Raw genomic sequence first — 24,348 nt, 5'->3', positions numbered from 1 at the left:
ATTTTGCCTGTCCTGTTTAACTTTCCAATATTTCCAGTTGGATGAGTACTTGCTCTCGGCTTACTGGATAAATTTCGTTAGAAACAATTGCCTGATAAACGGCATCAAATAACGGCAGGTAGCTTCCAACTTCTGACGGAATAATTTCTTCAGTTTTATCACCATTTTCATCGATCGTAGTGAGTAAACCCTGTTTTCCCTCAGGCTCAATACCATAACCAGCATCAGTTAGTTTTTGTCCGGCCAGCAATTGTTCTTCCTGTATATCAGCTCTTTCTTTAATGAAACTGCCATTTACACCATGTAGCACAAATGCCGCTTGTGGATTCACCACCAACATACTAGAAGTAACGAATACATGAACGCTATCCTTGTAATTAAGCTGTATGGTAAAAAAATCATCAACCACAGTATCTTTTCTGTTTTTACCCAGCGTTTTGTGAAAGCTTTCTGGTTTACCAAAAATGCTAATGACCTGATCAAGCAGATGTGGGCCCAAATCATAAAGCAATCCGCTGGCCTCAATCGCTTGTTCTTTAAAAGCTTTTGGTCCGATTACATTTCTATAACGGTCATAACGCAAATGCATTTCATTCAGCTTACCCAGTTTACCACTGGCCAGCACTTTTTTAATGGATGTGAAATCACTGTCCCAACGGCGATTTTGGTAAAAAAAGATCTGCTTTCCTACTTGATCTGCCAGTTTGAATAGTTCTTTCGCCTGTGAAGAAGTTGCCGTAAATGGCTTTTCAACTAAAATATGTTTCCCCTTTTGAAGTGCCGCTTTCGAGTGTTCGTAATGAAGATTATTTGGTGTATTGATAACAACCAGTTCTATTTCCTCATCATTCAAAAGCTCATCAATACTGCTGTAACTTAAGATATTGGGATAATCTTTCACGGCATTTTTCTTGCTTCTCTCCACCACGGCTTTCAATTTAAATCCATCGTGTGCGTTTAAAAATGGAGCATGAAAAACCTTTCCAGACATGCCATAGGCCAATAAACCTGCTGTTATTTTTTTATTCAAATTTGTACTCATAACTAGTGATTGTACGTAAAAGTACGATTCTGGATTAAAGTTTTGCGCTAAACTGACAACCTTTTCAACCTGCGTATGAACCTTTTTACACTATCTTTGCAAACATGAAACCGTCGGAGATTAATGCTAAATGGAAAATATTACAGGAGAAAATTGCGAAGGAGTTTGATTCTGATTTTCCTGATCTGAAAGTGATGCTTTTCCTGATCGGTGTACAGGAACTGGGCAAAGGGCCTAAAAAATATAGTAAAAGGCAAAAGGAAGAACTGATGCATATTGCCACCTGCCGTTTACTTAGTGAAATGGGTTTTTATGAATTGGAAGGTTTAGATCAGGATGGCTGGCCACACTGGAAATTAATCAAGACCATACCGCCCTATACCATGCTGGAACAAGAAATGCTGATGAAATCTTTGGTGGTGAGTTATTTTGAAGATATTTATTCTTAAGAATTATTTCCCGCAGATTACAGAGATTACGCAGATCTGGATGGTGAAAAATTAACTTACGAAATTTCAAAAGCCTGAGCGTTGAAGAATTTCGCAAGTTGACTTAATAGATTGTTTTTATTAAAGCACCCTCAGTAACAATCCCTTTAAATACTCCCCTTCTGGGAAAGAAATCCTTACCGGATGATCTTCAGGTTGGCAGAATTGTTTAATGATCTGCACTTCCTTTCCTGCATCAAGCGCAGCCCAAGCAATAATTTGTTTAAAGGTTTCAATATCAACGGCACCCGAGCAAGAAAAAGTAGCGAGTAATCCACCCTTTTCTAAAAGCAACATGCCCAAACGATTTAAATCTTTATAAGCCCTTGCAGCACGATCTAAAGCAGAGCGAGATGGTGCATATTTTGGTGGATCAAGTACAATCACATCAAACTTCTCACCAGCGTCCTTAAAAATACGCAACTGTTTATTTACATCAGATTGAATGGCATTAACCTTTGCCGAATCAAAATGATTTAAGGCTACATTCTGTTTCAATGTTTCTACCGCTAAACCAGAACTATCTACACTGGTAATGCTTGCAGCACCATTTGCTAAGCTATTTAAGCTGAAGCCGCCACTGTAGCTGAAACAATCCAACACTTTTTTACCTTTGGTATAACTGGCTAAAATACTTCGGTTATCACGCTGGTCGCAATAAAAACCAGATTTCTGGCCTTCGGCAATATTGATGTTGTAGGTAATTCCATTTTCTTTTACCTCCAGTAATTCTGGTGGATTTTCGCCCCAAAGCAATCCATTTTCAATTGGCAAACCTTCATGTGTTCTGGCGGTTGCATCACTTTTATCGAAAATTCCTTTCGGTTGCAGCGCAGATCTTAAAATGTCGACAATGATCGTTTTCACCTTTTCGATGCCAGAACTTAAAATTTGTAAAGAGAGGAAGTTAGCGTATTGATCCACAATTAAGCCCGGTAGAAAATCAGCCTCACTAAATACCAAACGGCAGGTATTGGTTTCTTCATTCAAGATAAACTGACGGGAGGCAATGGCTTGGGTTAATCTGTTCTCATACCAGTTTTGATCAATGGTTTGGGTTTCATCCCACTCCAATAAACGAACAGCCACACGAGAGTTGCTGTTGTAATAACCGTAAGCCAGAAATTCATTATCAAAGGCGAAAACTTTAACTACATCACCATCTTCGGGTTTACCTTTAACTTTCTCCAATGCTCCGGAAAATACCCATGGATGTCTTTGCAATGCCGCTTTTTCTTTTCCCTTTTTTAATACGATTTCTACCATTCGGCAAAGGTAAGTATTAGTTTGGAGTTAGGCGAATAGCGTATGGCGTTTAGCGATAGGCCGTGGGTGAATAGCATTAAGCGTTATTTAAAAAATAACCCGATGCTTTAGCAGCCCAGTCATCTACAAAAACCTGTTTCCTAAAGTCTTTTGCATTTTAACCAACTCGGTATCTAAAACCCTCACTTCAAATTCAGTAACCGGTCTTTTGGCCTCGATCATAGAGATCAGCAATTCTGTTGCCACCTGGCCCATTTCGAATGCAGGCTGTTTTACAGACGTTAGTGAAGGAGAAAAGAGTTCAACCAAATTGGAATTGGTAAATCCTGCAATTGCAATTTTATGCGCCACTCCTGGATTGGTTTTTTTCATCGCCATAATACAACCCGTAGTCAGGCGGTCGCTGGAAATAAAAATACCATCCGGATTAAGGGGCAAAAGTTCTTTCACGGCCTCTTCCAATTCAATGCTATGCATGCCGCCGTGCTGGCAATATTTCACCAGTTCTGTTTTAAATTCAATATTATATTTAGCCAGTGCAGCCTGATATCCTTTTAGCCTTTCTTTGGTGATGGAAAGATTTTCGGAGTTTGTTAAATGCGCTATGGTTCTTTTCCCTGATAAAATCAGGTGCTCTGTAGCATCAAATGCACCTTTAAAATTGTTCGCAATGACTTTATGTGTTTCAAAATTTTCAGGAACACGATCAAAAAATACGATTGGTAAGCCTTTGGCATATAAACTGCGTAAATATTCAATATCCTGTGTTTCAGAAGAAAGTGCGATCAGTAAACCATCAATGGAACGTGATGCCAGGTGCTCTACATTCAGTTTTTCCTGTTTATAAGATTCATGGCTTTGCGAAATAATCACATGGTATTCTCTATCGTATGCAATTGATTCAATCCCATTAATCACCTGCGAGAAAAAGTTATTGGCAATTTCGCTTACAATAATCCCGATGGAATAACTTCTACGCTCTTTTAAACTACGGGCAATTGGATTTGCACGGTAATTAACCTTTTCGGCATAGGCTAAAACCAGTTTTTTAGTTTCCTCGCTAATTTCGTAACGATCTCTCAAGGCCCTGGATACCGTAGAAGTAGATAATCCTAAAGCCTTGGCAATATCTTTTATGGTAGAAGTTTCAAATCTCATTTTTCGTGATGCGTACAAGTTACAAAAAATATCTCTGTTCGGGACTTTGAAACCGCAATTAATAAACGTCACATAAACGTTTTTGGGAACGATTGCACACTTTTTTTGTTAAATCTGATTTCAATCCATTTTAAGTTTGTAAAATTGTTTCCATCAACGTAACCAAATATTAACAAACCAAAACATTCCGAAATAGAATTTTCTTCTCCCGGCATATGTCCACCTAAAACTTAAACCAAGTATTTAATTTAATTCATCATTATGAGCAGAGTTTTACTCTTTTTATCATTTCTCACTTTTTTTGGATTCACTGCAGTTCATGCTCAAAACAAACAGCTCACAGGAACCGTAAAAGATAAAGCAGACGGGCAGGCTTTAGTTGGCGTAAGTGTAACCGTAAAAGATTCTAAATCTGGCGTAAGCACAGATGCTAACGGTGGTTATAAAGTAGCCGTTCCGGGCAAAGGCGCAGTCATTACTTTTGCCTATGTTGGTTATAAAACCCGGGTGGTTACGCTTGGAGACCAAAGTAAACTAGATATTACATTAGAAGAAGATGCCAATAATTTACAGGAGGTTACGGTTAATATTGGCTATGGTTCAGTAAGAAAAGAGGCCTTAACGGGTGCTGTTTCTTCTGTTTCAGGAAAAGATATTGAGCAATTCCCTGTAAGTACTGCAGCCCAGGCATTGGCAGGAAAGCTGGCAGGTGTTTCGGTAACCACAACAGAAGGCAGCCCGGGAGCGGAAGTGGTGATTAAAGTTCGTGGCGGGAGTTCGTTAACAGGCGATAACTCACCATTGTATATTGTAGACGGAATTCAGGTAGAAAATGCCTTATCTATCTTATCTCCAAACGAAATTCAATCCATTGATGTATTAAAGGATGTGGCATCCACTTCCATTTATGGCAGCAGAGGTGCAAATGGTGTAGTAATCATTACCACTAAAAGCGGTAAACCCGGCAAACCGATCATTTCATTTGATGCTTATGCCGGCGCAAGGCAAATTGTAAATAAACTGGATGTAATGAATCCTTATGAGTTTGTTAAATACCAATACGAGCTTTACAATAACAACACTACGCAGGATGTTAAGGACAGTTTCACCAAGCGCTATGGTACTTTTGAGGATTTGGATATCTATAAAAATATTCAGAATATCGACTGGCAGGATAAAGTTTTTGGCAGACAGGCATTTAGCCATACCGAGGTTTTAAATCTTTCTGGCGGTTCTACAAAAACTACATACAATGTTTCAGTCAATAATACAGATGAAGATGGCATTATGCTTAACTCTGGTTTTAAAAGAACCTTTGCATCTGTTCGTTTGGATCATAAATTTACCAGTAAATTAAGGGCTGGCATTAATGCCCGTTACAGCCACCAGCGTGTTGATGGTGTGGGTACCACCTCAACCGGATCGCAAGGTACCAATCGCTTAAGAAACTCGGTGCGGTACCAACCTTATTCTGGCGGAAGTGACAGTGGAGATTTATTTGATGCTGATTACCTGACTACTGGTTTATCAAATCCCATTACGCTGGCCAACCAGGAACTAAAATATGATTACAGAAATGATTTAATTAGCAGTGCTTATGCACAATATTCCATCTTAAAAAACCTGACTTTCAAAAGTACCGTGGGCTACAACAGGGTGAGCAGACATACCAATACTTTTAATGGTCCGGTAAGTAATGTGGCCAGAAACAGCGCTGGCTTACCAGCCATTCAGCTGGATACCGTATCTCAAAAGTCTTTCATCAATACCAATACCCTTTCTTATAAACCAGATTTAGGCAAAAACCACAGTTTAGATATTTTGGTTGGGCAAGAAATTAATATGATCGACATTGATTCGAGATCTACCACTACTAAATTTTTTCCAATAGATATTTCTGCAGAAGACGCCTTTAAAAGTGCAGCTCCTGCTAATACCGTGCAAGACAGGCCAACTTCTTTAATTTCCGGAACAAGGCAGTTTTCTTTATTCAGCAGGCTTTCCTACGCTTTCAAAAACAAATACCTGGCTACTGTAAACTTCAGAACAGATGCTTCTTCCTTATTTGCGGAAGGCAAGCAATGGGGTTATTTCCCATCAGCACAGGTGGCATGGAGAGTAACAGAAGAAAAGTTTGTTAAAGACATGAACCTCGACTGGTTAGAAAACTTTAAAGTAAGAATGAGTTATGGTGCAGCCGGAAACAATCGCATTGGTCAGGATTTATTCAGAACTTTATTTTACATCAGCTCTACTACTGGCGGTTATGCCGATAGAGATAATGTAGTTACGCCTGGCTTGATTTCTGGTACGGCCACGGGTAATATTTTATCCAATCCGAACATTACCTGGGAAACCAATCTTTCAAAAAACTTAGGGATTGATATCGACCTTTTCAAAAACAGGCTCTCCCTTAACCTGGATTATTACGACAACAGGACTAAAAACCTGCTCTTAAATGCCAATGTGCCACAAACTACTGGTTATGCCACTCAACAACAAAATGTAGGCAAAACGCAAAACAAAGGTTTTGAATTACAATTAAATTATCAGGCTGTAAAAACCCAGAATTTCAATTACACCACAAGTTTTAACATTTCCTTTAACAGCAATAAAATTGTTGAACTGCAAAATGGTGTAAACTCCTACATCACCCAATCTGGCTGGGTAAATAGTCTTGGCGATTTTAAAGTAGAAGTTGGTCAGCCTGTTGGACAGTTTTATGGTTTCGTTTCTGACGGCCGTTATACGATAGATGATTTTACTTACATACAAAACGCAACGACAGGCGCATACACCTACACGTTAAAGCCAACCGTTGCCAACAGCAGGGTACTTTTAGGAAGTCGTGATCCGCAGCCAGGTGATATGAAGGTTAAAAAACTTTCTTCATCAACCAGTATGATGAGTGGTGATGATGACAGAACGGTTTTAGGAACTTCACAGCCAAAATTTACAGGAGGCTTTAATAACCAGTTTGCCTATAAAAACTTCGACATGACGGTTTTTGTCAACTTCAGTTATGGAAGCAAGGTGTATAACGCCAATAAGATTGAATTCACCTCACAATACAATGTAAAAGACAATAATTTACTTTCTGTGATGAATGATCGCTGGCAGAACTTTGATGCAAATGGCGTAAAAGTTACCGATCCAAATCTATTAACGGCCATGAATGCCAACACCACCATGTGGACCCCAACCACTGGTAATTACGCACTTACCTCCTATGCCATAGAAAGTGGTTCGTTTTTGAGAATCAGCAACGTTACTTTAGGCTATACTTTACCACAGAAATTAATGAAAAGAACGGGTTTCATTTCTAAACTCAGGGTTTACGGAACAGTTAATAATTTATATACCATTACTGGTTATACCGGTTACGATCCGGAAGCAAATACCCGCCGTTCAAATCCGCTAACACCAGGGATAGATTACGCCGCATATCCACGCAGCAGATATATTCTAGCAGGTATTAACATGGTATTTTAATCAAAACATTAAAGAAAAATGAACAATAAATTTATAAAATCTGCTTTAATGGTCATGACGATTGCAGCAGTTTGCGTTAATACTTCATGTAAAAAATATTTAGATGTGCAATCGCCATCTACTTCTTCTCCTGATGTGGTTTTTGAAAGCACAGCTAATACTAACGCAGCCATTATTGGGGTGTATAACCGACTTTGTGGTGATAATGGTTATGGCAACCGGATTTCTACCTTGTTCGGTGTAACAGCAGATGATTTTAGAACATCAGGCAGTTACAGTTCTTCTGATCGCCGTGGAATAAGCATGTATGGCGCAAGTTCTGATAATACAGATCTCACCAATCCGTTTCTGCAACTCTATCAAGGCGTAGAACGTGCCAATATTTGCATCAAATATATTCCGGCTTCCAAACTTTATAATGAAGGATCAGAAGCTGATAAAACGATTATGAAGCGCTATTTAGGTGAAGCCTTAACCTTAAGGGCACAATTTTTACATGAACTGATCCGCAACTGGGGAGATGTGCCGGTATCTTTCGTACCATCAGCAGATGCTGAAACACTTTATGGCCCAAATGTAGACCGCAATCAAACCTATGATAAAATTATTGCCGATTTAAAAACAGCCGAAGGCCTGGTGCCATGGAGAAGTGGGATTACTGAATATGGAAGTTTTCGCTTTACAAAAGGCGCCATCAAAGCATTAAGGGCACGTTTAGCGCTGGCACGTGGCGGATACTCCTTGAAACGTAACCAAATGACGCGTAGCAGCGATTACTTAACTTACTACAAAATTGCATTTGATGAGTGTCTGGATATTATGAATAACAGATCTGAACATAGCTTAAATCCAAGTTATGAAAATGTGTTTAAAACCTTGCACGGAACCCGCCTGGATGATGCCCACGAACTGATGTTTGAAGTGGCCGCTTTTGGAAGTAACGCCACAACCGATAGTAAATTAGGTTATTACAATGGTGTCCGTTTCAATGCCGCTTCTACTTATGGTACAGGCGGTGGCGGAATGAATGCCATTCCAACTTATTTTTATGATTTCGATGTTACTAAAGATTGCCGCAGAGATGTAACCATTGGCGTGTTCGAAATTACGGCCACTTCAAAAAAGATCATTAATACACTTTTTAATATGACGGATGGAAAATTCCGCAAATCGTGGACAGCCTATAACGGTTCTTCAGCAGCACAGAACTTTAGTATTAACTGGCCTTTAATCCGCTTTGCAGATGTGTTGTTAATGTACGCCGAAGCAGATAATGAAATTAATGGCGCACCATCAGCAACCGCAGTAAGCGCCCTGCAGGAAGTTCAGAAAAGAGCCTACCTGGGTTTTGAAACACAAATCCCTGTTACGCCAACTGCTAAAACTGATTTTTTCAACGCATTGGTTAAAGAACGTTTATTGGAGTTTGGTGGTGAGGCGATTAGAAAATATGACTTGATCAGATGGAATTTATTAGGTAGTAAATTCGAAGAAACACGCGCAAAAATAAGGGCATTAATTGCCGGAACAGGCGCTTATGCAGGAGTTCCGGATTATATTTATGCCAAGGAAGGAAATTACCTTTTAGGCACCAGCATAAATGAGGTAGCCACTTTAGATTTGTTTGGCGGCACGCCCAACAATGTTTTTGCTTCACCTGGATTGGGTGTTGCTTCAGCACCAACAGGATACACAACCAAAAACTGGAGGAAATCTGTATCAGAAGACAATTCAATTACTAGTACTTCAACAGGCATAGCCTTTTATTTCGAAGCCAATAAAAAAGAGCTTTTCCCTTATCCGAAAACGGCTTTGATCGAAAACACCAGCATGGTACAAAACTTTGGTTATTAACGTTTAGAAACATCAATAATGAAAAAAATGATAGCTCAGATCAGCAGCAAAATAGCAATACTTGTTTTAATGGCTATTGCGCTAAATGCCTGTAAAAAATCAGAAGATCAGCCTGATGAACCTGCCCGGTTATTTAAACCTAGTGAAGTTAAAATTACCTCAGGAGAAACTCAGGCTAAATTAACCTGGACTGTACCATTGATGGCAACAGGTAAAGCATTAAAGTACAGCATAGATTTCTCTACCGATTCTACTTTTGCAACCATTAAATACTCCGCAACATCAGATACTGCGGGCGTAACGGTTACAGAAGATAATATTCCGGTGCGGACAAAATATTACGCCAGGATTAAGGCCAATGCCACCGCAGATCAACCTGAATCTAAATATGTAAGAAGCAGTGTGTTTCAGTTAAGCGGCACACAATTGTTTCTGGCCGTAAGGGATAACGACATCAAAGAAACCAATATCACACTTCGCTTTAAACCAACAACTGGTTTAAGTTCAATTGTACTTACTCCTGCTACTGGTGCTGCAGTAACAACATCGCTTAGCACTGCTGATGCAGCTGCCGGGATAAAAACCATTAGCGGAATAACTGCAGGAGTTTTATACAGCGCAGAACTTTTTGATGGGACTAAAAGCAAAGGGCTGGTTACTTTTACCACGCTTTTACCAACTAATTATACGGTGAAACTAAATCCAGGTGATGACTTGGCCGCAGCCATTACCAATGCAGCTAATGGTGCAATCATCGGGTTAAATCCGGGTACTTACACTTTAGCAGCCACTTCATTCATCACACAGAAAACGATTACCCTAAAATCAACCTCTGGTAACCCAACCGATACAAAGGTAAACTACAAAGAAATAGATCTGGAGGGTACAGGTGCAGGGGTTACACTTTCAGGAATTGAGTTTGACGGCACAGCCGGAGCCGCAATTTATTTTATCAACTTTATTGGTTCTCAGGCAGCAAATGGTTCAGCAGCAACCTTCACCAATGTAGTGGTAGAAAACTGTATTGTACATGGCGCTACTACTGCATTTCTCCGTGGAGACCGTGGAACAGCGGCCAGAGATTTTAAAATCACCAACATTGCAGTAAACAATACCATCGTTTACGATATGGGATTAAATGGCTCTTCAGCTTACTATACTTTCCATGTAAATAAAATGCAATTTAATACCATTGGTATATCCAAATCTACATTTTACAATGCCGGCCCTGGTTTAGTAACAGCGAGTACAACCTATGCGGGCGATGTAATACCAACTGTGGCCATAAGCAACTCAACCTTTAATGGTTTCGGTGGAAATGCAAAATATGCTTTGCTTGATGCCAGTGCAAATCCTATAAAATTTACGATACTGAATAGCATTTTAGCGAACACACCAAAATCTGGTACTGTTAATGCAGCGGCCATCAGGGCTACCGGAGCAGGAAGCACATTGAGCATCTCAAACAGTAACTATTTTAACCTTTCAAGCGCTTTAACCGGAGGTACCGCATTAACTTTTGGAACAGCAACCTTAACCAGCAATCAAACCCAAAACTTAGGCTGGTCTGCCACTACAACTGACTTTACCCTTCCGGCTAATTCTACACTTAGAACGGCCGGCAATACAGGCAGTGCAATTGGTGACCCAAGATGGACATATTAAAACCTCTCAATTTAATGAAAGGGCAGGATTTATTCTGCCCTTTTTTATTGATCTTTAAATCTTAAATTTCACTTTTATCAAATGCTTCAAATCATATCCTTTAGATTTACCGCACTGTTTCTACTGGCTTTGTTTTTTCTACAAGCCCATGCGCAAGACTCCAGGTATCCGGCCGAAATAACCGTTTCGAAAGATGGAAGCGGCAACTACAAAACCATTCAGGAAGCTGTAAATTCGGTTCGTGATTTAGGTGAAAAGCAGGTTAAAATTTTTGTAAAAAACGGGACTTATCAGGAGAAACTAATTATTCCTTCCTGGAAAACCAAGATCAGTATCATTGGAGAAAACAAAGAAAAAACCATCATCACGTTTAATGATTATTCTGGAAAGATGAACCCGAACAAAGATGCTTTTGGGAATGAAAAAATGAGCACTTATACCTCCTATTCTGTTTTAGTGCAGGGCAATGATTGCATTTTAGAAAACCTGACCATTATCAATTCTTCAGGGCGGGTGGGACAGGCGGTGGCGCTTCATGTAGAAGGCGATCGTTTTGTTGCCAGAAACTGCAAATTTTTAGGTAATCAGGATACCCTATATGCCGCCACAGAAAAAAGCAGACAGTATTACGTGAGTTGTTATATTGAAGGTACAACAGATTTTATTTTCGGGCAGGCTACCGCTATATTTCAAAATTGCGAAATAAAAAGTTTAAGCGATTCGTATGTTACAGCTGCCGCCACTTCTGAAAATCAACAATTTGGCTTTGTGTTTCTTGACTGTAAACTTGTAGTTGATCAATCGGTTAATAAAGTTTACCTGGGCAGACCATGGCGGCCCTTTGCCAAAACAGTTTTCATTCGATGTGAGTTAGGCAAACACATTCTTCCCGAAGGATGGAACCCCTGGAAAGGCGATAAAATGTTTCCGGATAAAGAAAAAACTACTTTTTACGCGGAGTATAAAAGCGTAGGTGATGGTGCATCTCCAGCTACGAGGTTAAACTGGAGCAAGCAATTATCTGATCGGGAAATTAGAGATTATACTGTTAAAAATATATTCAGTGGCACAGATCACTGGAATCCTGCCATTAAAAACTAGCACATGAAAACAAAATTCTTTGTCCTTTTTGCCTTAACCAGCCTGATAATTTTCAGTGGATTTTCCATCATTCAAAAACAAACAACACTTTACATCATTGGTGATTCTACAGCAGCCAACAAGCAGGCTAAAGCTTATCCTGAAACAGGTTGGGGAATGGAATTACAATCGTTTTTTAACAGTGATGTTAAAGTGGAGAATAAGGCATTAAACGGCAGGAGTACCAAATCTTTCCGGGCAGAAAATCATTGGCAACCTATTCTGGAAAATCTAAAACCTGATGATTATGTTTTGATTGAATTTGGACATAATGATGAAAAAGTTGATAAGCCAGCTGTTGGAGTTTCATTAGCTGATTTTAAAATCAACCTGGTGAATTATGTGAACGAAGCCAGAAGTAAAAAGGCCATTCCTGTTTTGCTTACGCCGATCTCCAGAAGAAGTTTTAAGAATGGAATTTTGAAAGATAGCCATGGGGATTACCCTGGTGTAACCAGACAAGTAGCAGATTCCTTAAAAGTGCCTTTGATTGATATGCTTGCTAAAACAGAACAGTTATTAAATGATTTGGGGGATGAAGGATCAATCAAATTGTTTATGCATGTGGATTCTGGAAATGTAAATTACCCTAATGGAAAGAAGGATGACACGCATTTAAGTCCGGTAGGTGCAAAACAAATTGCAGGTTTAGTGGTGAAGGGCATCAAAGAAAATAAACTCAGTATTGCGAAGAGTGTAAAATAGTATTGTAAAGGGATTTATCTAATCGTCTTTGTGAGGTGGAATGACAGCTTGCCCCGACCTTTTAGGGAAGCAATCTATTTTACAAGAAAGATTGCTTCACCCCCATGCTAAGCCCTTGCCCTTCAGTTCGCAATGACGATAACACTAGCAATCAGTTAATTTGGTAGAGTTTTAAATGGACATGGAAACTGGCGAAGTCTTGCTGCACACTGGCCTTTGAGACTTCGCAAGTTGGCTACCTGACTTACGAAGTTTCGGTGGAATTGTGAGGCGGGAAACTTCGTAAGTCTAATCGAAAGAGATTACTTCACCCCACGCTAAGCCCTTGCCCTTCAGTTCGCAAGGACGATAACACTAACAGGCAATCTATTTATTAAATTTTAGATACATATGAAAACTTGCGAAGTCTTGCTGCACTGGCTTTTGAGACTTCGCAAGTTGGCTACTCCTATTAAAAAATATACTTCGTACTTAAGAAATTTGAATCATTTCCATTCACAATCTCATTCAATAATTTTTTGTTATCATCAGTGAACTTGGTTGCCACCAGCGAACGAATAGAAAAAGAACGCAAAGCATCAACCACAGAAAGTGTTCCTTCAGCGCTGTCTTTTCTTCCTGTAAAAGGAAATGCATCTGGCCCTCGCTGACACTGGCAATTGATATTTACCCGACTCACCTGGTTAACCAGAGGATCAATTAAAGATGAAATCACAGCAGCGTTATTACTAAAAATACTCACCTGCTGCCCATGTGGCGAACCAATCAAATACTCAATAGGCTCTTCCAAATCATCAAAAGGAACCACTGGTACAATCGGACCAAATTGCTCTTCGCGATACAATTTCATATTACTGTTTACCGGATAAACAATTGCCGGATAAACGAATGTTTCCAGCGTTTGTCCACCATTTTTGTTTACCACTTTAGCGCCATGCGCAATGGCATCATCAATACATTCTTTTAAATATTCCGGTTTGTTCAATTCAGGAAGCGGAGTAAGATTGACGCCCTTCTCCCAAGGCATTCCGAATTTGAGTTTCTCCACTTCGGCAGATAAACGTTTTAAAAATTCCTGTGCCAGGCTACGGTGTACATACACAATTTTAAGTGCGGTACAACGTTGTCCGTTGAAAGACAGCGAACCTAAAACAGTTTCAGAAACCGCTAAATCTAAATCAGCATCTTTAGTAATAATGGCAGCATTTTTTGCATCTAACCCAAGGATAGCCCTCAAACGATTCACTTTAGGATGCAATTTTTTCAGCTCATTCGCTACTTTACTTGATCCAATCAATGTTAATACATTAATTTTGCCCGACTTCATTAAACCAGGAACAATTGTATTGCCACGGCCATAAATGGTGTTCACTACGCCTTTAGGAAAACTCGAACGGAATGCCTCTAATAAAGGATAGTGCAATAAAGTACCATGTTTAGGTGGTTTGAATAAAAGCGTATTGCCCATGATCAAAGCAGGAATCAAGGTAGTGAAGGTTTCATTTAACGGATAGTTAAAAGGTCCCATACAAAGCACTACACCAAGTGGCGAACGGCGAACTTGTGCTACAATTCCCTGCTCAATTTCAAAACGTGATGATTGCCTGTCGATATCTTTTAAAGCATCAATTGTGGCGTAAATATATTCTACCGTACGATCAAACTCCTTCACCGAATCAGCATAGGATTTACCAATTTCCCACATAATGAGTTTAGCAACAATTTCCTTTTGCTCAATCATTTTCCGGGTAAAGTTTTCTACACAGGTAATGCGATCAGCTACGCTCATGGTTGGCCATTGCCCGCGACCATTGTCGTAAGCAGCCACCGCGGCATCTAGTGCTTCTGTCGATTCCTTCTCCGTACAAACCGGAAAACTACCAATCCGCTTCCGTTTGTAACCTTCAGGTGTTTTTACGCACACCGGAGAAAAAACCTCGTTAAAAGGCCCATTCCAGGTTTTCATCTCTCCATTAGATAAAAACTCCTTCTGATCGATTTCTTCCTTCAGCCTAAATTCATCTGGAATCTGGCTTTCTTCAACGAAAATACTTTCGAGATTTAGTGTTGTGCTCAATTTAGTTTTGGTTGTTAGGTTTACAATTATAAAATCGATAGAATAACTATAGATTTAAATTATTTTAAAGCCAGAATCCAAACAGATTCTGGCACTTAATTATTTTAGTTCAATTACTTTATATTTTGGCACTAATGTTTTCATTACCGTCCATCCAATGAGGTAACAAACTGCACAAATAGAGAAGATGATAAAATAACCTGCTTCCTCTCCTTTAAACCCCATAAAAACGATTTGGTTTTTACCTGTATAATCAAATAATAAGCCCGATCCCTTATTGATGATGAAGGAACCAATACCACCAGCCATCCCGCCAATACCGGTAATGGTGGCAATGGCTTTTTTAGGAAACATATCTCCTACCGTAGAAAATATATTGGCCGACCACGCCTGGTGTGCAGCGCCAGCAATACCAATAATAATTACCGGAATCCAGTACGTGATATGCCCTAAAGGCTGTGCAGCCAATGCTAAAAGTGGAAAAAAAGCAAAAATTAACATGGCCCTCATTCTGCCTTCGTAAGGATTCATTCCCTTTTTATCTACAAAATAAGTTGGTAACCAGCCCCCAATAATGGAAAGCAAGGTAATCATATACAGTACAAATAGCGGCAATGCACTCTGGGTAGAATCCATGTTATAAACTGATTTAAGGTATGCTGGTGTCCAGAATAAAAAGAACCACCAAACGCCATCTGTCATAAATTTACCGAAGGCAAAAGCCCAGGTTTGTTTATATTTAAAGCAATCTATAAATGAAACTTTTTCTTTAGTCTCTTCAACATAATCAGCCAGTTTTCTATCATTGATCACATCTTGCTGGATGTAAGCCAATTCCTCCACACTCACCCTTTTATGCAACTCCGGTTTGTTGTATACAAAAACCCAAAGGCCCATCCATACAAAACCTAAAGCACCAATAATCAGGAAAGCCATTTCCCATCCATATGCCTTAGCAATAAAGGGAATGGTTATAGGAGCTGCCAGTGCACCAACTGTGGCACCTGCATTAAAAATACTGGTAGCAAATGCCCTGTCCTTTTTAGGGAAATATTCTGCTGTAGCTTTAATCGCTGCAGGAAAATTCCCGGCTTCACCAACAGCCAGCACAAAACGGGCAAAAATAAATAGCGTAACACTTACTGAAACGACCATTCCGGTGTTGTTCACTCCGGCAATAATATCCTTCGCACCTTCAAAACCTACCATCCAGTTTCCGGTAATCATTCCGGCAGTGGCAATTCCACAAAAAGCATGTAAACAGGCACCAACAGACCATACACCAATGGCCCATAAAAAGCCTTTTTTGGTATCTAGCTTATCCACTAATCTGCCAGCAAAAAGCATAGAAATCGCATAGAAAATAGAGAATAGTGCCGTTATGTTTCCATAGTCATTATTATCCCAATGAAATTCCGGTTTAATAAAATCTGTCCAGGTGAGTGATAAAACCTGCCGGTCTAAGTAGTTTATCGTAGTAGCAAGAAACAGCAGCAGGCATATGGTCCATCTGTAATTGCTTGGTTTGGTTTGGCTCATTTTAGGTTGGTGTGGTTAGTTACTTGCTTTGTTTGATCAGGTTAAGCGCCAGTTGGGTGTTTTCAAAAAGTTCATCATAAAGGCCTTTGCTCATTACATCCTTACTGATTAATTTGCTGCCCATCCCCACGGCACAAACGCCAGCTTTAAACCAGGTTTTCAGGTTATCAGCATTAATTTCCACACCTCCGGTTGGCATAAACAGCTGTCCGGCAAAGAGATCTTTAATAGATGAAATAAATTCCGGCCCTAAAATATTAGCCGGGAAGATTTTAATCAGCATCGCTTTATGTTCTTGTGCAATGCTGATTTCTGTAGGAGTCATACAACCAGGAATCCAGAGCATCCCTATTTTATTGGCAATTTCTGCAACTGCAGGATTAACAATGGGTGCTACAATAAAATCTGTTCCTGCCTCAATAAAAGCATTCGCATCGGCCGGTGTTTTAATGGTTCCGATGCCCAGATAAAGGTCAGGCATTTCAGCATCCCTGATTTCTTTAAGCTTCCTAAAATTAGGCAAGGCTGATTTCCCACGATTGGTGTATTCAAATACACGAACACCGGCTTTATATAAAGTGCGTAATACCTCTACGCTACCTGTTTCACTATCCTGGTAAAAAAGTGGCAACATGCCTTGTTCTAAAATGGCATCTAAAATCTTGTGTTGGTTACTAATCATGATGTATTATTCTTTTTTCAATATCCGCAACGGTGCTGGTGGTGGCATCGCTTGGAATGTATAATTTATCGTAAGCTGCTGCGGTAGCAAAATTTAAGGTTTCTGCAACCGGAAGATGGTTGTAAAACCCATAAATTAACCCGGCCATAAAACAATCGCCGCTGCCTACTTTATCTAAAATCTCATCAGAAACGTATTCTGGTGAAACGGTTAATTCATCATTGCTGTAAATGGCCGTGTAATACCTGATGCCTTTTCCGTGATCAAAGCGAAAAGTATTGGCAACGGCCTTACATGCCGGAAACAAACTTAATATTTCTTTAGAGGTATCGATGGCTTGTTGCAGTAACGTTTCCTTTGCATAGCCTTCTGTTGGTTTTAAATCATCATGGAGATGTGTACCCAGCATTTTATTGGCTGCCCAAACATTACCCATAATCAGGGTGCAATACTTCGCCAGTTCTGGAAGGATATCGATTGGGTCTTTACCATATTTCCAAAGTTTGGCCCTGTAATTTAAATCCAGAGAAATGGTAATATTTTTTTCACTAGCCACCTTTAAAGCTTCCAGGCAAACGTCTGCTATAGATTGGTTAATCGCAGGACAAATGGCGCTAAAATGAAACCAGGTTACACCTTCAAAAACTTCATCCCAATTAATTTGACCTACTTTTAAATCTGCATAAGCAGAATTAGCCCGGTCATAGATTACACCAGCATTTTTTAAATCTTTTCCTTTCGGAAGGTAATATAAACCCAAACGATCGCCATGAAAAACCATGGGTTTGGTATCAATATTTCTTTCATGAAGATAACCCACAATGTCCTGCGTAACTGAATTTTCTGGCATGGCAGAAAGATAAGCCGATGGCACTTGCCAAAGCGCCAATGCTGTAGCCACATTCAGTTCTGCGCCGCCAACATAAAATGGCAGCTTATTTTCCTTTAGCCACTGTCCATCCATATCCGGGCAGATGCGCAAAAGGATTTCTCCAAAACTTAAAACTTTTGCTCCTTTTTGTATCGAGGATGATATCTGGTTACTCATTTTTTAGTTTGTTCGGCTGTTTATCTGCCTGGTTCGTAAGCCTACGAACCATTAATTAAATTTCGTTTTGGGCTGACACCAACCGAGGCGCTGAATTAAAAAGTAAAGTAATTTTTTGCGTTAAAGTACGAAATATCCTGCACTATTTTCCCGACCCATTCCAAATCGTCAGGCAATTCGCCATTCTCTATGTCTTCGGCAAAAAGGTTACAAATGATCCTGCGGAAATATTCGTGACGCGGGAAAGATAGAAAGCTTCTGGAATCGGTTAACATACCTACCAAGCGACTTAAAAGCCCCATATTTGATAAAGCATTTAACTGTTTAATCATGCCATCTTTCTGATCTAAAAACCACCATGCAGATCCAAACTGCACTTTACCAGCGATCGACCCATCGTTAAAGTTGCCAATCATGGTTGCGATTAGCTCATTATCTGCAGGATTTAAATTGTAGATAATTGTTTTTGCTAATTTATCTTGATTATCTAAACGGTTTAAGAACTTAGAGAGCATTCTGGCCTGAGAAAAATCACCAATAGAATCCCAGCCTGTATCAGGACCTAATTGACGCAACATACGGGCATTGTTGTTACGCAAAGCACCTAAATGATATTGTTGTACCCATCCTTTTTCATGGTCCCACTCTGCAAAATAGATCAGCATGGCAGATTTAAATTTCAGGTTTTCCTCATAAGAGATTTCTTGTTTACTTCTGATTTTATCAAAAATGGTAGTGATTTCCTGATCGGTATAATCTTCCGCATAAATCTGCTCTAAACCATGATCAGATACGGAACAACCGTTGGCAGCGAAGTAATCATGACGGCTTTTTAACGCATCAATATAATCCTGAAAACTACTAATGGTTTTGTTAACCACACTTTCCAGTTTATCAATATACTCGTTTAAGCCTGCAACATCATCGCTGTTCATGGCCTTATCGGGACGGAATGCGGGTAACATTTTTAAAGCTACACCTTCATTGGCCAATTGCTGGTGAAAATTCAGGCTATCCAACGGATCATCGGTGGTACAAACCGCCTCTACATTCATTTTTGCCAATAAACCACGAACTGAATATTCCGGTGTTTGCAGTTTAGCCGTACACTCATCGTAAATTTTACGGGCCGTTTTGCCTGATAAAAGATCGGTGATGCCAAAATAACGCTGCAATTCCAGGTGTGTCCAGTGGTATAATGGGTTACGTAAAGTGTAAGGAACGGTTTCGGCCCATTTTTCAAATTTTTCGAAATCAGAAGCATTGCCAGTAATGTATTTTTCATCTACACCGTTGGCACGCATCGCCCTCCATTTGTAATGATCGCCAGCCAGCCAAACCTGCGTAATATTTTCGAACTGTTTATCATTCGCAATCTGATCAGGAATAAGGTGATTATGGTAATCAATGATGGGTAAAGACTTTGCAAAATCATGGTAAAGCTTTTCAGCAGTTTTGCTTTGCAAAAGAAAATTTTCGTCTAAAAATGGTTTCATTCGATATGATTTGAGACATTAGATAATAGATTTGAGATGATCAAAACGCCTATCTATTCATTTTATTTATTTAGTAATCTTTGTATTATGTTCTGTGAAGGCACAGACCACTAATTTCTTTTGGTATTTATAATCATTGAGCGTACGGCATTCTATTTTTGAAAAAGATGGCATCGTACCTCGCAATAACGGTTTTTAAGCTTGAGACTTAGGACACTTCTGATTCCAAACTCCCAACTAATAACTCCAAACTAAAGACTCACTCCCCGTTTCCATGGAATAAAATCATCCTGGTTTAAGAGTACTGCTTTCGGAATCACTTCTCCACTAGCTGCTTTAATGCAATATTCTAAAATATCTTCGCCCATTTGTTCAATGGTTTTTTCACCTTCAATTACCGGCCCGCAGTTGATATCGATGATATCGCCCATGCGTTTGGTTAAAGAATTATTGGTAGATACTTTAATGGTAGGACAAACCGGGTTTCCTGTTGGCGTTCCTAATCCGGTTGTAAATAAAATAAGTGTTGCACCTGCCGCTGCTTTTCCCGTTGTGGCTTCTACATCGTTACCTGGTGTACATACTAAATTTAATCCCGGTTTTGTAGCAGGCTCGGTATAATCTAAAACATCTTCAACCGGTGATGTACCACCTTTTTTAGCTGCACCTGTACTTTTTATAGCATCAGTAATTAAACCATCTTTGATGTTTCCAGGTGATGGATTCATAAAAAATCCGGAGCCTACATTTTCTGCAGCCTGGTTATAAGCTGTCATTAACTGGATGAATTTACGGGCTGCAGTTTCATCTTTTGTACGATCAATTAATTGTTGCTCTGCGCCGCACAGCTCAGGGAATTCGGCTAAAAGCACTGTTCCGCCTAAAGCCACTAATAAATCTGAAGTATAGCCGACAGCTGGGTTGGCGCTGATTCCGCTGAAACCATCGCTTCCACCACATTTTACACCCAAAACTAGTTTACTTAATGGTGCTGGCTGACGCTCAATTTTATTGATCTCTGTTAAACCAATAAATGTTTTTCTAATCGCTTCTTTTACCAGCTGTTCTTCACTTTGCGATTGTTGTTGCTCGAAAATAAATAACGGTTTATCAAAATTTGGAGAACGTTGTTTTAAATCGTCCACAAAATCCTGTACCTGTAAATTCTGGCAGCCTAAACTTAAAACAGTTACCCCAGCAACATTTGGATGATCTGCATAAGCGGCTAAAAGCTTGCTTAATGTTGCTGCATCCTGACGGGTACCGCCACATCCACCCTGATGATTTAAAAATTTAATACCATCAACATTTTTAAAAATACGATTGGCTACATGATTGGCCTGTCCGATAGAACTGATATCTGCCTCGCTTAAATCTTCGCCATTTTTGTAGGCCTCAACTAAATGGTGTGCATATGATTTATATTTATCAGTTACGGCATAACCCAATTCATTGTGCAGTGCTTCACGGATCACATCCAGGTTGCGATTTTCGCAGAATACGGTTGGAATAAACAACCAGTAATTTGCTGTACCTACGCGACCATCATTTCGTACATATCCATTAAAAGTGCGGTATTGGAATTTTGAAACATCTGGTGCCTGCCACTCATAATGATAGGGTTTAAATTCATATGGGTCTGAAGCATGTTTGGTATTTTCAGTATCCATTAACCCTCCTTTAAGAATAAAATGTTGCGCTTTGCCTACCAAAACGCCATACATAATGATATGATCACCTGCATTCATATCTTGCATAAAAAATTTATGCTTCGCCTGAATATCATCCTGTAAAACATATTCATGTCCATCGTAAATGATGGTTTCGCCCTTCGTTAAATTCTGTAAGGCTACCAGCACATTATCATTTGGATGGATTTTTAAAATTCTAGTCACCATTTTTAAATTGTTCTTTCTTTGTGCAAGTTACTCAAAGTTTCTTTTGCACCTTTATTTTGTAATTGTTCCACGTAAGATTTTACAGCTGCATTGAAACCGGGATAATTATTTAAGTTTTTATCCCACAAACGTCGATCTCCAAGCGTACTATCTACTACGGTTTCAGGGTTTTTCCAGTAACCATGAAGTACTTCAGCAAACTCATCCTGTGTACTGAAATTTTTTCCTTTAATTGTAGATATATATTGGTCGCCCTCCTGAGTAACATTCATGAAAACAATATATGCCGCAATACCAAGCGCAGTAAGTTGAGGTACTTCGTTATTAAGTGCATAATATTTTCTAATCAATGGCATATTGCGCATCTGCAATTTCTGGGTATAGTTGAGGGTGATGGCATGCCATTGATGGTCTAAAAATGGATTACTGAAACGATCGATCACACTTTTTGCAAAAGCGATGGCCTCATCTTTGCTAATATCTTCATTCTCTACCACAGGTGCTATTTCTTCCTGCATCAGTTTTAGCACATGGTTAGAAAAATCTTCATCAGCCATGGCTTCTTTAACGGTATGAAAACCAGCAAGAATGGCTAATCCACAGCTTATGGTATGTGTTCCGTTTAATAAACGCAGTTTCAGTTCTTTAAATTTATCAATGGATGGTACAATAAAAATACCTTTATCTGCAGAAGCAAAAGATAAAATTTCTTTTACTCGCTCACTTGATGATTCAATTGCCCAAAGCCTAAAGGGTTCAGCCATGATCATCAATCCATCAGTATACCCCAGTTCATCTTCCATGCTTTGCTGCGCTTCTGCAGGAAGTCTTCCTGGCACAATCCGGTCTACCAGTGTTTTGCAGAAATGATTTGCTGTTTTTAACCAGTTTTCAAAATCCCATCCTAATTTATTCTGAATGGCCAGATCGAGCACAATTTCTTTTAATTTATCGGCATTATCGCTAATGAGTTCAGTTGGAACGATTACCATCCCGCTTTCCGCTGATCCATTAAAGGCCTTATACCTTTCATGTAAGAAAGCCAAGAGTTTACCTGGAAAAGATTGCGGTGGTGTATCTGTAATTTTATCCTCGCTTTTTACGATTCCAACCTCGGTGGTATTTGAAATCACCACTTTCATTTCTGGCTGATGTGCAGTTTTTAAAATTTCTGCCCATTCTGATGTTGCTGATAATACGCGGCTGATGGCCCCATTAATCATGTTTTCTTCCACTTCGACACCATTTTCAATACCCTTAACGCAAAGCGTATATAAGTTATCCTGATTGGCAAAATCATCTGCTCCAGCTTTAGATGTGGTTTTAACCACCACGATTCTTCCATTGAAAATACCCTGATGATTTGCCTGATCGATAAAATAGTCTGGTAAGCCGCGTAATAAAACGCCAGTACCAAATTGAATCACCTTTTCTGGCAACTCCAGCATTTCAGCAGTTGGTTTCTTCACCTTTGATCCGCTGATGTTTTTTAAATTTTCTTTGTTTAGAATCATGTTCACACCGTTTCCGTCATGGTAAGAAACGAAGTCATCTTAAGCGGTAAAATTTCTACCTCAAGTTTAAGATTGCTTCGTACCTCTGCAATGACGAGTTTATTTTTTATTTATTTTCCGTTTGCAGCTAACCATTTCGGGTATTCCTTTTCTATCAATTTTTGCCCCCAGTTACCATACCAGGCGTAACCATTCCTTCTCTCCGGACTTAACTCTTCCAGCTTTGACTTTATGGAATTATCCCGGTCACCAAAAATGGGTACGTTTTTATCCAAATCGTAAAAGCGTGCCCAAACCATGCTGAAAGGATCAGCAATTAAAGCTGCCGTTTTCCCTTTTTCCCTATCAAAACGATAACCTGTTATTTTATAAGTATCGAACCATTTTATTGCTGATGCAAGGGCTGTTTTTATCCCAATTGATGGGCCTTGAATGCGCATCAAAAAGCGAACAATTCCTGCCGATTCACTGGTACTTAAGGAAGCGGGTTCAAAATTCCTGGCCTTTGCAGGTAACATCGAATCTTTATCATATTGTGCTGCCCAAATGCTAAGTTGTCCATTTTGTTTTACCTGCGTTTTAAGGATACAGTCAACACCATTTGCAACGGCTTTCTCCGCTTTTTGGATATATGCTTTGTCTACTACCTCGAAATTATTTTTTTGAGTGGCAATGTCTTGAAGGATATTCAACACATTAACCATGGCATCATCATTATAGGTAATTTCTGAGCGATAAAGGGACTGATCAGGATAATATTGCGGCCAACCACCATTGGCATATTGTGCTTCCAAAATATAATCCAAGCCCTTTTCAGCGGCCTTTAAATATGTTTTATTTTGTGTCTTTTTATAAGCTTTTACCAAATAAACAACCTCTCTACTGGTAGCCTTATTATCGAATGTGGCATGTTTATCTTCGGTGGCTTTTACTTTCGCCAACAACTGTGGTGTTAAAGACGCACCATAGTTCACTACGCTTTTATCTTCCAGCTGCTTAGGCCAACCGCCGTTCCCTAACTGATAAACCAACATTTTTTCTGCTGTAGAATCTGTCGGCATTTGTGCGAAACAAGAAGTCAGCAAAAAACTGCATAAAAGGGTGAATATTGTTTTAATTCTGATCATTTTGTTAAGTCTATTTCTTGCCACGAATCATATTTATCTATAACCACCCCACCCTGTGGGCACTCCTCCAAAGGAGGGAATGGCGATCGTAATTCTCCTTCGCAATAAGCATAAATTCTGAGTTTCGGTAGCAGAAACAAGATTATATGTATTTTAC

17 protein-coding genes are annotated in these 24,348 nt (G+C 39.5%); 6 read left to right on the top strand and 11 right to left on the bottom strand.

Features of this window, described 5'->3' with window-relative positions:
• Positions 1–16: 16 nt before the first annotated feature.
• Positions 17–1,042: a Gfo/Idh/MocA family oxidoreductase gene (locus AN34_RS03460; protein ID WP_029282327.1), complete on the bottom strand. Its 1,026-nt coding sequence runs from the start codon at positions 1,040–1,042 to the stop codon at positions 17–19.
• Between the two features lie 104 nt (positions 1,043–1,146).
• Here AN34_RS03460 and AN34_RS03455 point away from each other — a divergent pair, with 104 nt between their 5' ends.
• Complete coding sequence (locus tag AN34_RS03455; RefSeq protein WP_029282326.1) at positions 1,147–1,491, top strand: hypothetical protein; 345 nt, start codon at positions 1,147–1,149, stop codon at positions 1,489–1,491.
• A 120-nt stretch (positions 1,492–1,611) separates the two neighbouring features.
• On the opposite strand, the gene AN34_RS03450 is transcribed toward AN34_RS03455, so the two are convergent.
• Both AN34_RS03450 and AN34_RS03445 read right to left on the bottom strand, forming a co-directional pair.
• Positions 1,612–2,796, bottom strand: a complete 1,185-nt coding sequence (locus AN34_RS03450) for a class I SAM-dependent rRNA methyltransferase (protein WP_029282324.1) — start codon at positions 2,794–2,796, stop codon at positions 1,612–1,614.
• Positions 2,797–2,919: 123 nt separating this feature from the next.
• Positions 2,920–3,954, bottom strand: coding sequence for a LacI family DNA-binding transcriptional regulator (locus AN34_RS03445; protein ID WP_029282322.1), 1,035 nt, complete (start codon positions 3,952–3,954; stop codon positions 2,920–2,922).
• A 261-nt stretch (positions 3,955–4,215) separates the two neighbouring features.
• On the opposite strand from AN34_RS03445, the gene AN34_RS03440 reads away from it, so the two are divergent.
• The 5 genes from AN34_RS03440 to AN34_RS03420 all read left to right on the top strand — a co-directional run bounded on the left by AN34_RS03440 (position 4,216) and on the right by AN34_RS03420 (position 12,810).
• Positions 4,216–7,446: a TonB-dependent receptor gene (locus AN34_RS03440; RefSeq protein ID WP_029282320.1), complete on the top strand. Its 3,231-nt coding sequence runs from the start codon at positions 4,216–4,218 to the stop codon at positions 7,444–7,446.
• An 18-nt stretch (positions 7,447–7,464) separates the two neighbouring features.
• Positions 7,465–9,300, top strand: a complete 1,836-nt coding sequence (locus AN34_RS03435; RefSeq protein WP_029282319.1) for a RagB/SusD family nutrient uptake outer membrane protein — start codon at positions 7,465–7,467, stop codon at positions 9,298–9,300.
• 27 nt (positions 9,301–9,327) lie between these two features.
• Complete coding sequence (locus AN34_RS03430) at positions 9,328–10,965, top strand: DUF4957 domain-containing protein (protein WP_197285471.1); 1,638 nt, start codon at positions 9,328–9,330, stop codon at positions 10,963–10,965.
• An 81-nt stretch (positions 10,966–11,046) separates the two neighbouring features.
• A complete protein-coding gene (locus AN34_RS03425; protein WP_029282317.1) occupies positions 11,047–12,066 on the top strand; it encodes a pectinesterase family protein in 1,020 nt (339 codons plus the stop codon).
• 3 nt (positions 12,067–12,069) lie between these two features.
• Complete coding sequence (locus AN34_RS03420) at positions 12,070–12,810, top strand: rhamnogalacturonan acetylesterase (RefSeq protein WP_029282316.1); 741 nt, start codon at positions 12,070–12,072, stop codon at positions 12,808–12,810.
• 451 nt (positions 12,811–13,261) lie between these two features.
• Here AN34_RS03420 and AN34_RS03415 read toward each other — a convergent pair whose 3' ends face one another.
• From AN34_RS03415 to pelA, 8 genes are all read right to left on the bottom strand, one after another.
• Positions 13,262–14,887 (bottom strand): NADP-dependent glyceraldehyde-3-phosphate dehydrogenase, encoded by a 1,626-nt coding sequence (locus tag AN34_RS03415; protein WP_029282314.1) that lies wholly within the window; start codon positions 14,885–14,887, stop codon positions 13,262–13,264.
• Positions 14,888–14,986: 99 nt separating this feature from the next.
• Positions 14,987–16,426 (bottom strand): MFS transporter, encoded by a 1,440-nt coding sequence (locus AN34_RS03410; protein WP_029282312.1) that lies wholly within the window; start codon positions 16,424–16,426, stop codon positions 14,987–14,989.
• Between the two features lie 19 nt (positions 16,427–16,445).
• Positions 16,446–17,108 (bottom strand): bifunctional 4-hydroxy-2-oxoglutarate aldolase/2-dehydro-3-deoxy-phosphogluconate aldolase, encoded by a 663-nt coding sequence (locus AN34_RS03405; protein ID WP_029282306.1) that lies wholly within the window; start codon positions 17,106–17,108, stop codon positions 16,446–16,448.
• Positions 17,101–18,156 (bottom strand): sugar kinase, encoded by a 1,056-nt coding sequence (locus AN34_RS03400; RefSeq protein ID WP_029282304.1) that lies wholly within the window; start codon positions 18,154–18,156, stop codon positions 17,101–17,103. The genes AN34_RS03405 and AN34_RS03400 overlap by 8 nt, the downstream gene beginning before the upstream one ends.
• Positions 18,157–18,251: 95 nt before the next feature.
• Positions 18,252–19,652, bottom strand: a complete 1,401-nt coding sequence (gene uxaC / locus AN34_RS03395; protein WP_029282302.1) for a glucuronate isomerase — start codon at positions 19,650–19,652, stop codon at positions 18,252–18,254.
• Between the two features lie 251 nt (positions 19,653–19,903).
• On the bottom strand, positions 19,904–21,550 hold the full coding sequence (locus AN34_RS03390; RefSeq protein WP_029282300.1) for a UxaA family hydrolase: 1,647 nt from the start codon (positions 21,548–21,550) through the stop codon (positions 19,904–19,906).
• A gap of 2 nt (positions 21,551–21,552) precedes the next feature.
• Positions 21,553–23,064: a tagaturonate reductase gene (locus tag AN34_RS03385; protein WP_029282299.1), complete on the bottom strand. Its 1,512-nt coding sequence runs from the start codon at positions 23,062–23,064 to the stop codon at positions 21,553–21,555.
• Between the two features lie 110 nt (positions 23,065–23,174).
• Positions 23,175–24,191, bottom strand: a complete 1,017-nt coding sequence (gene pelA / locus AN34_RS03380) for a pectate lyase (RefSeq protein ID WP_029282298.1) — start codon at positions 24,189–24,191, stop codon at positions 23,175–23,177.
• Between the last annotated feature and the right edge of the window lie 157 nt (positions 24,192–24,348).

This window comes from Pedobacter sp. R20-19 (assembly GCF_000708265.2).
Classification (GTDB): Bacteria; Bacteroidota; Bacteroidia; order Sphingobacteriales; family Sphingobacteriaceae; genus Pedobacter.
This window is presented reverse-complemented; position numbering and strand designations above follow the sequence as displayed.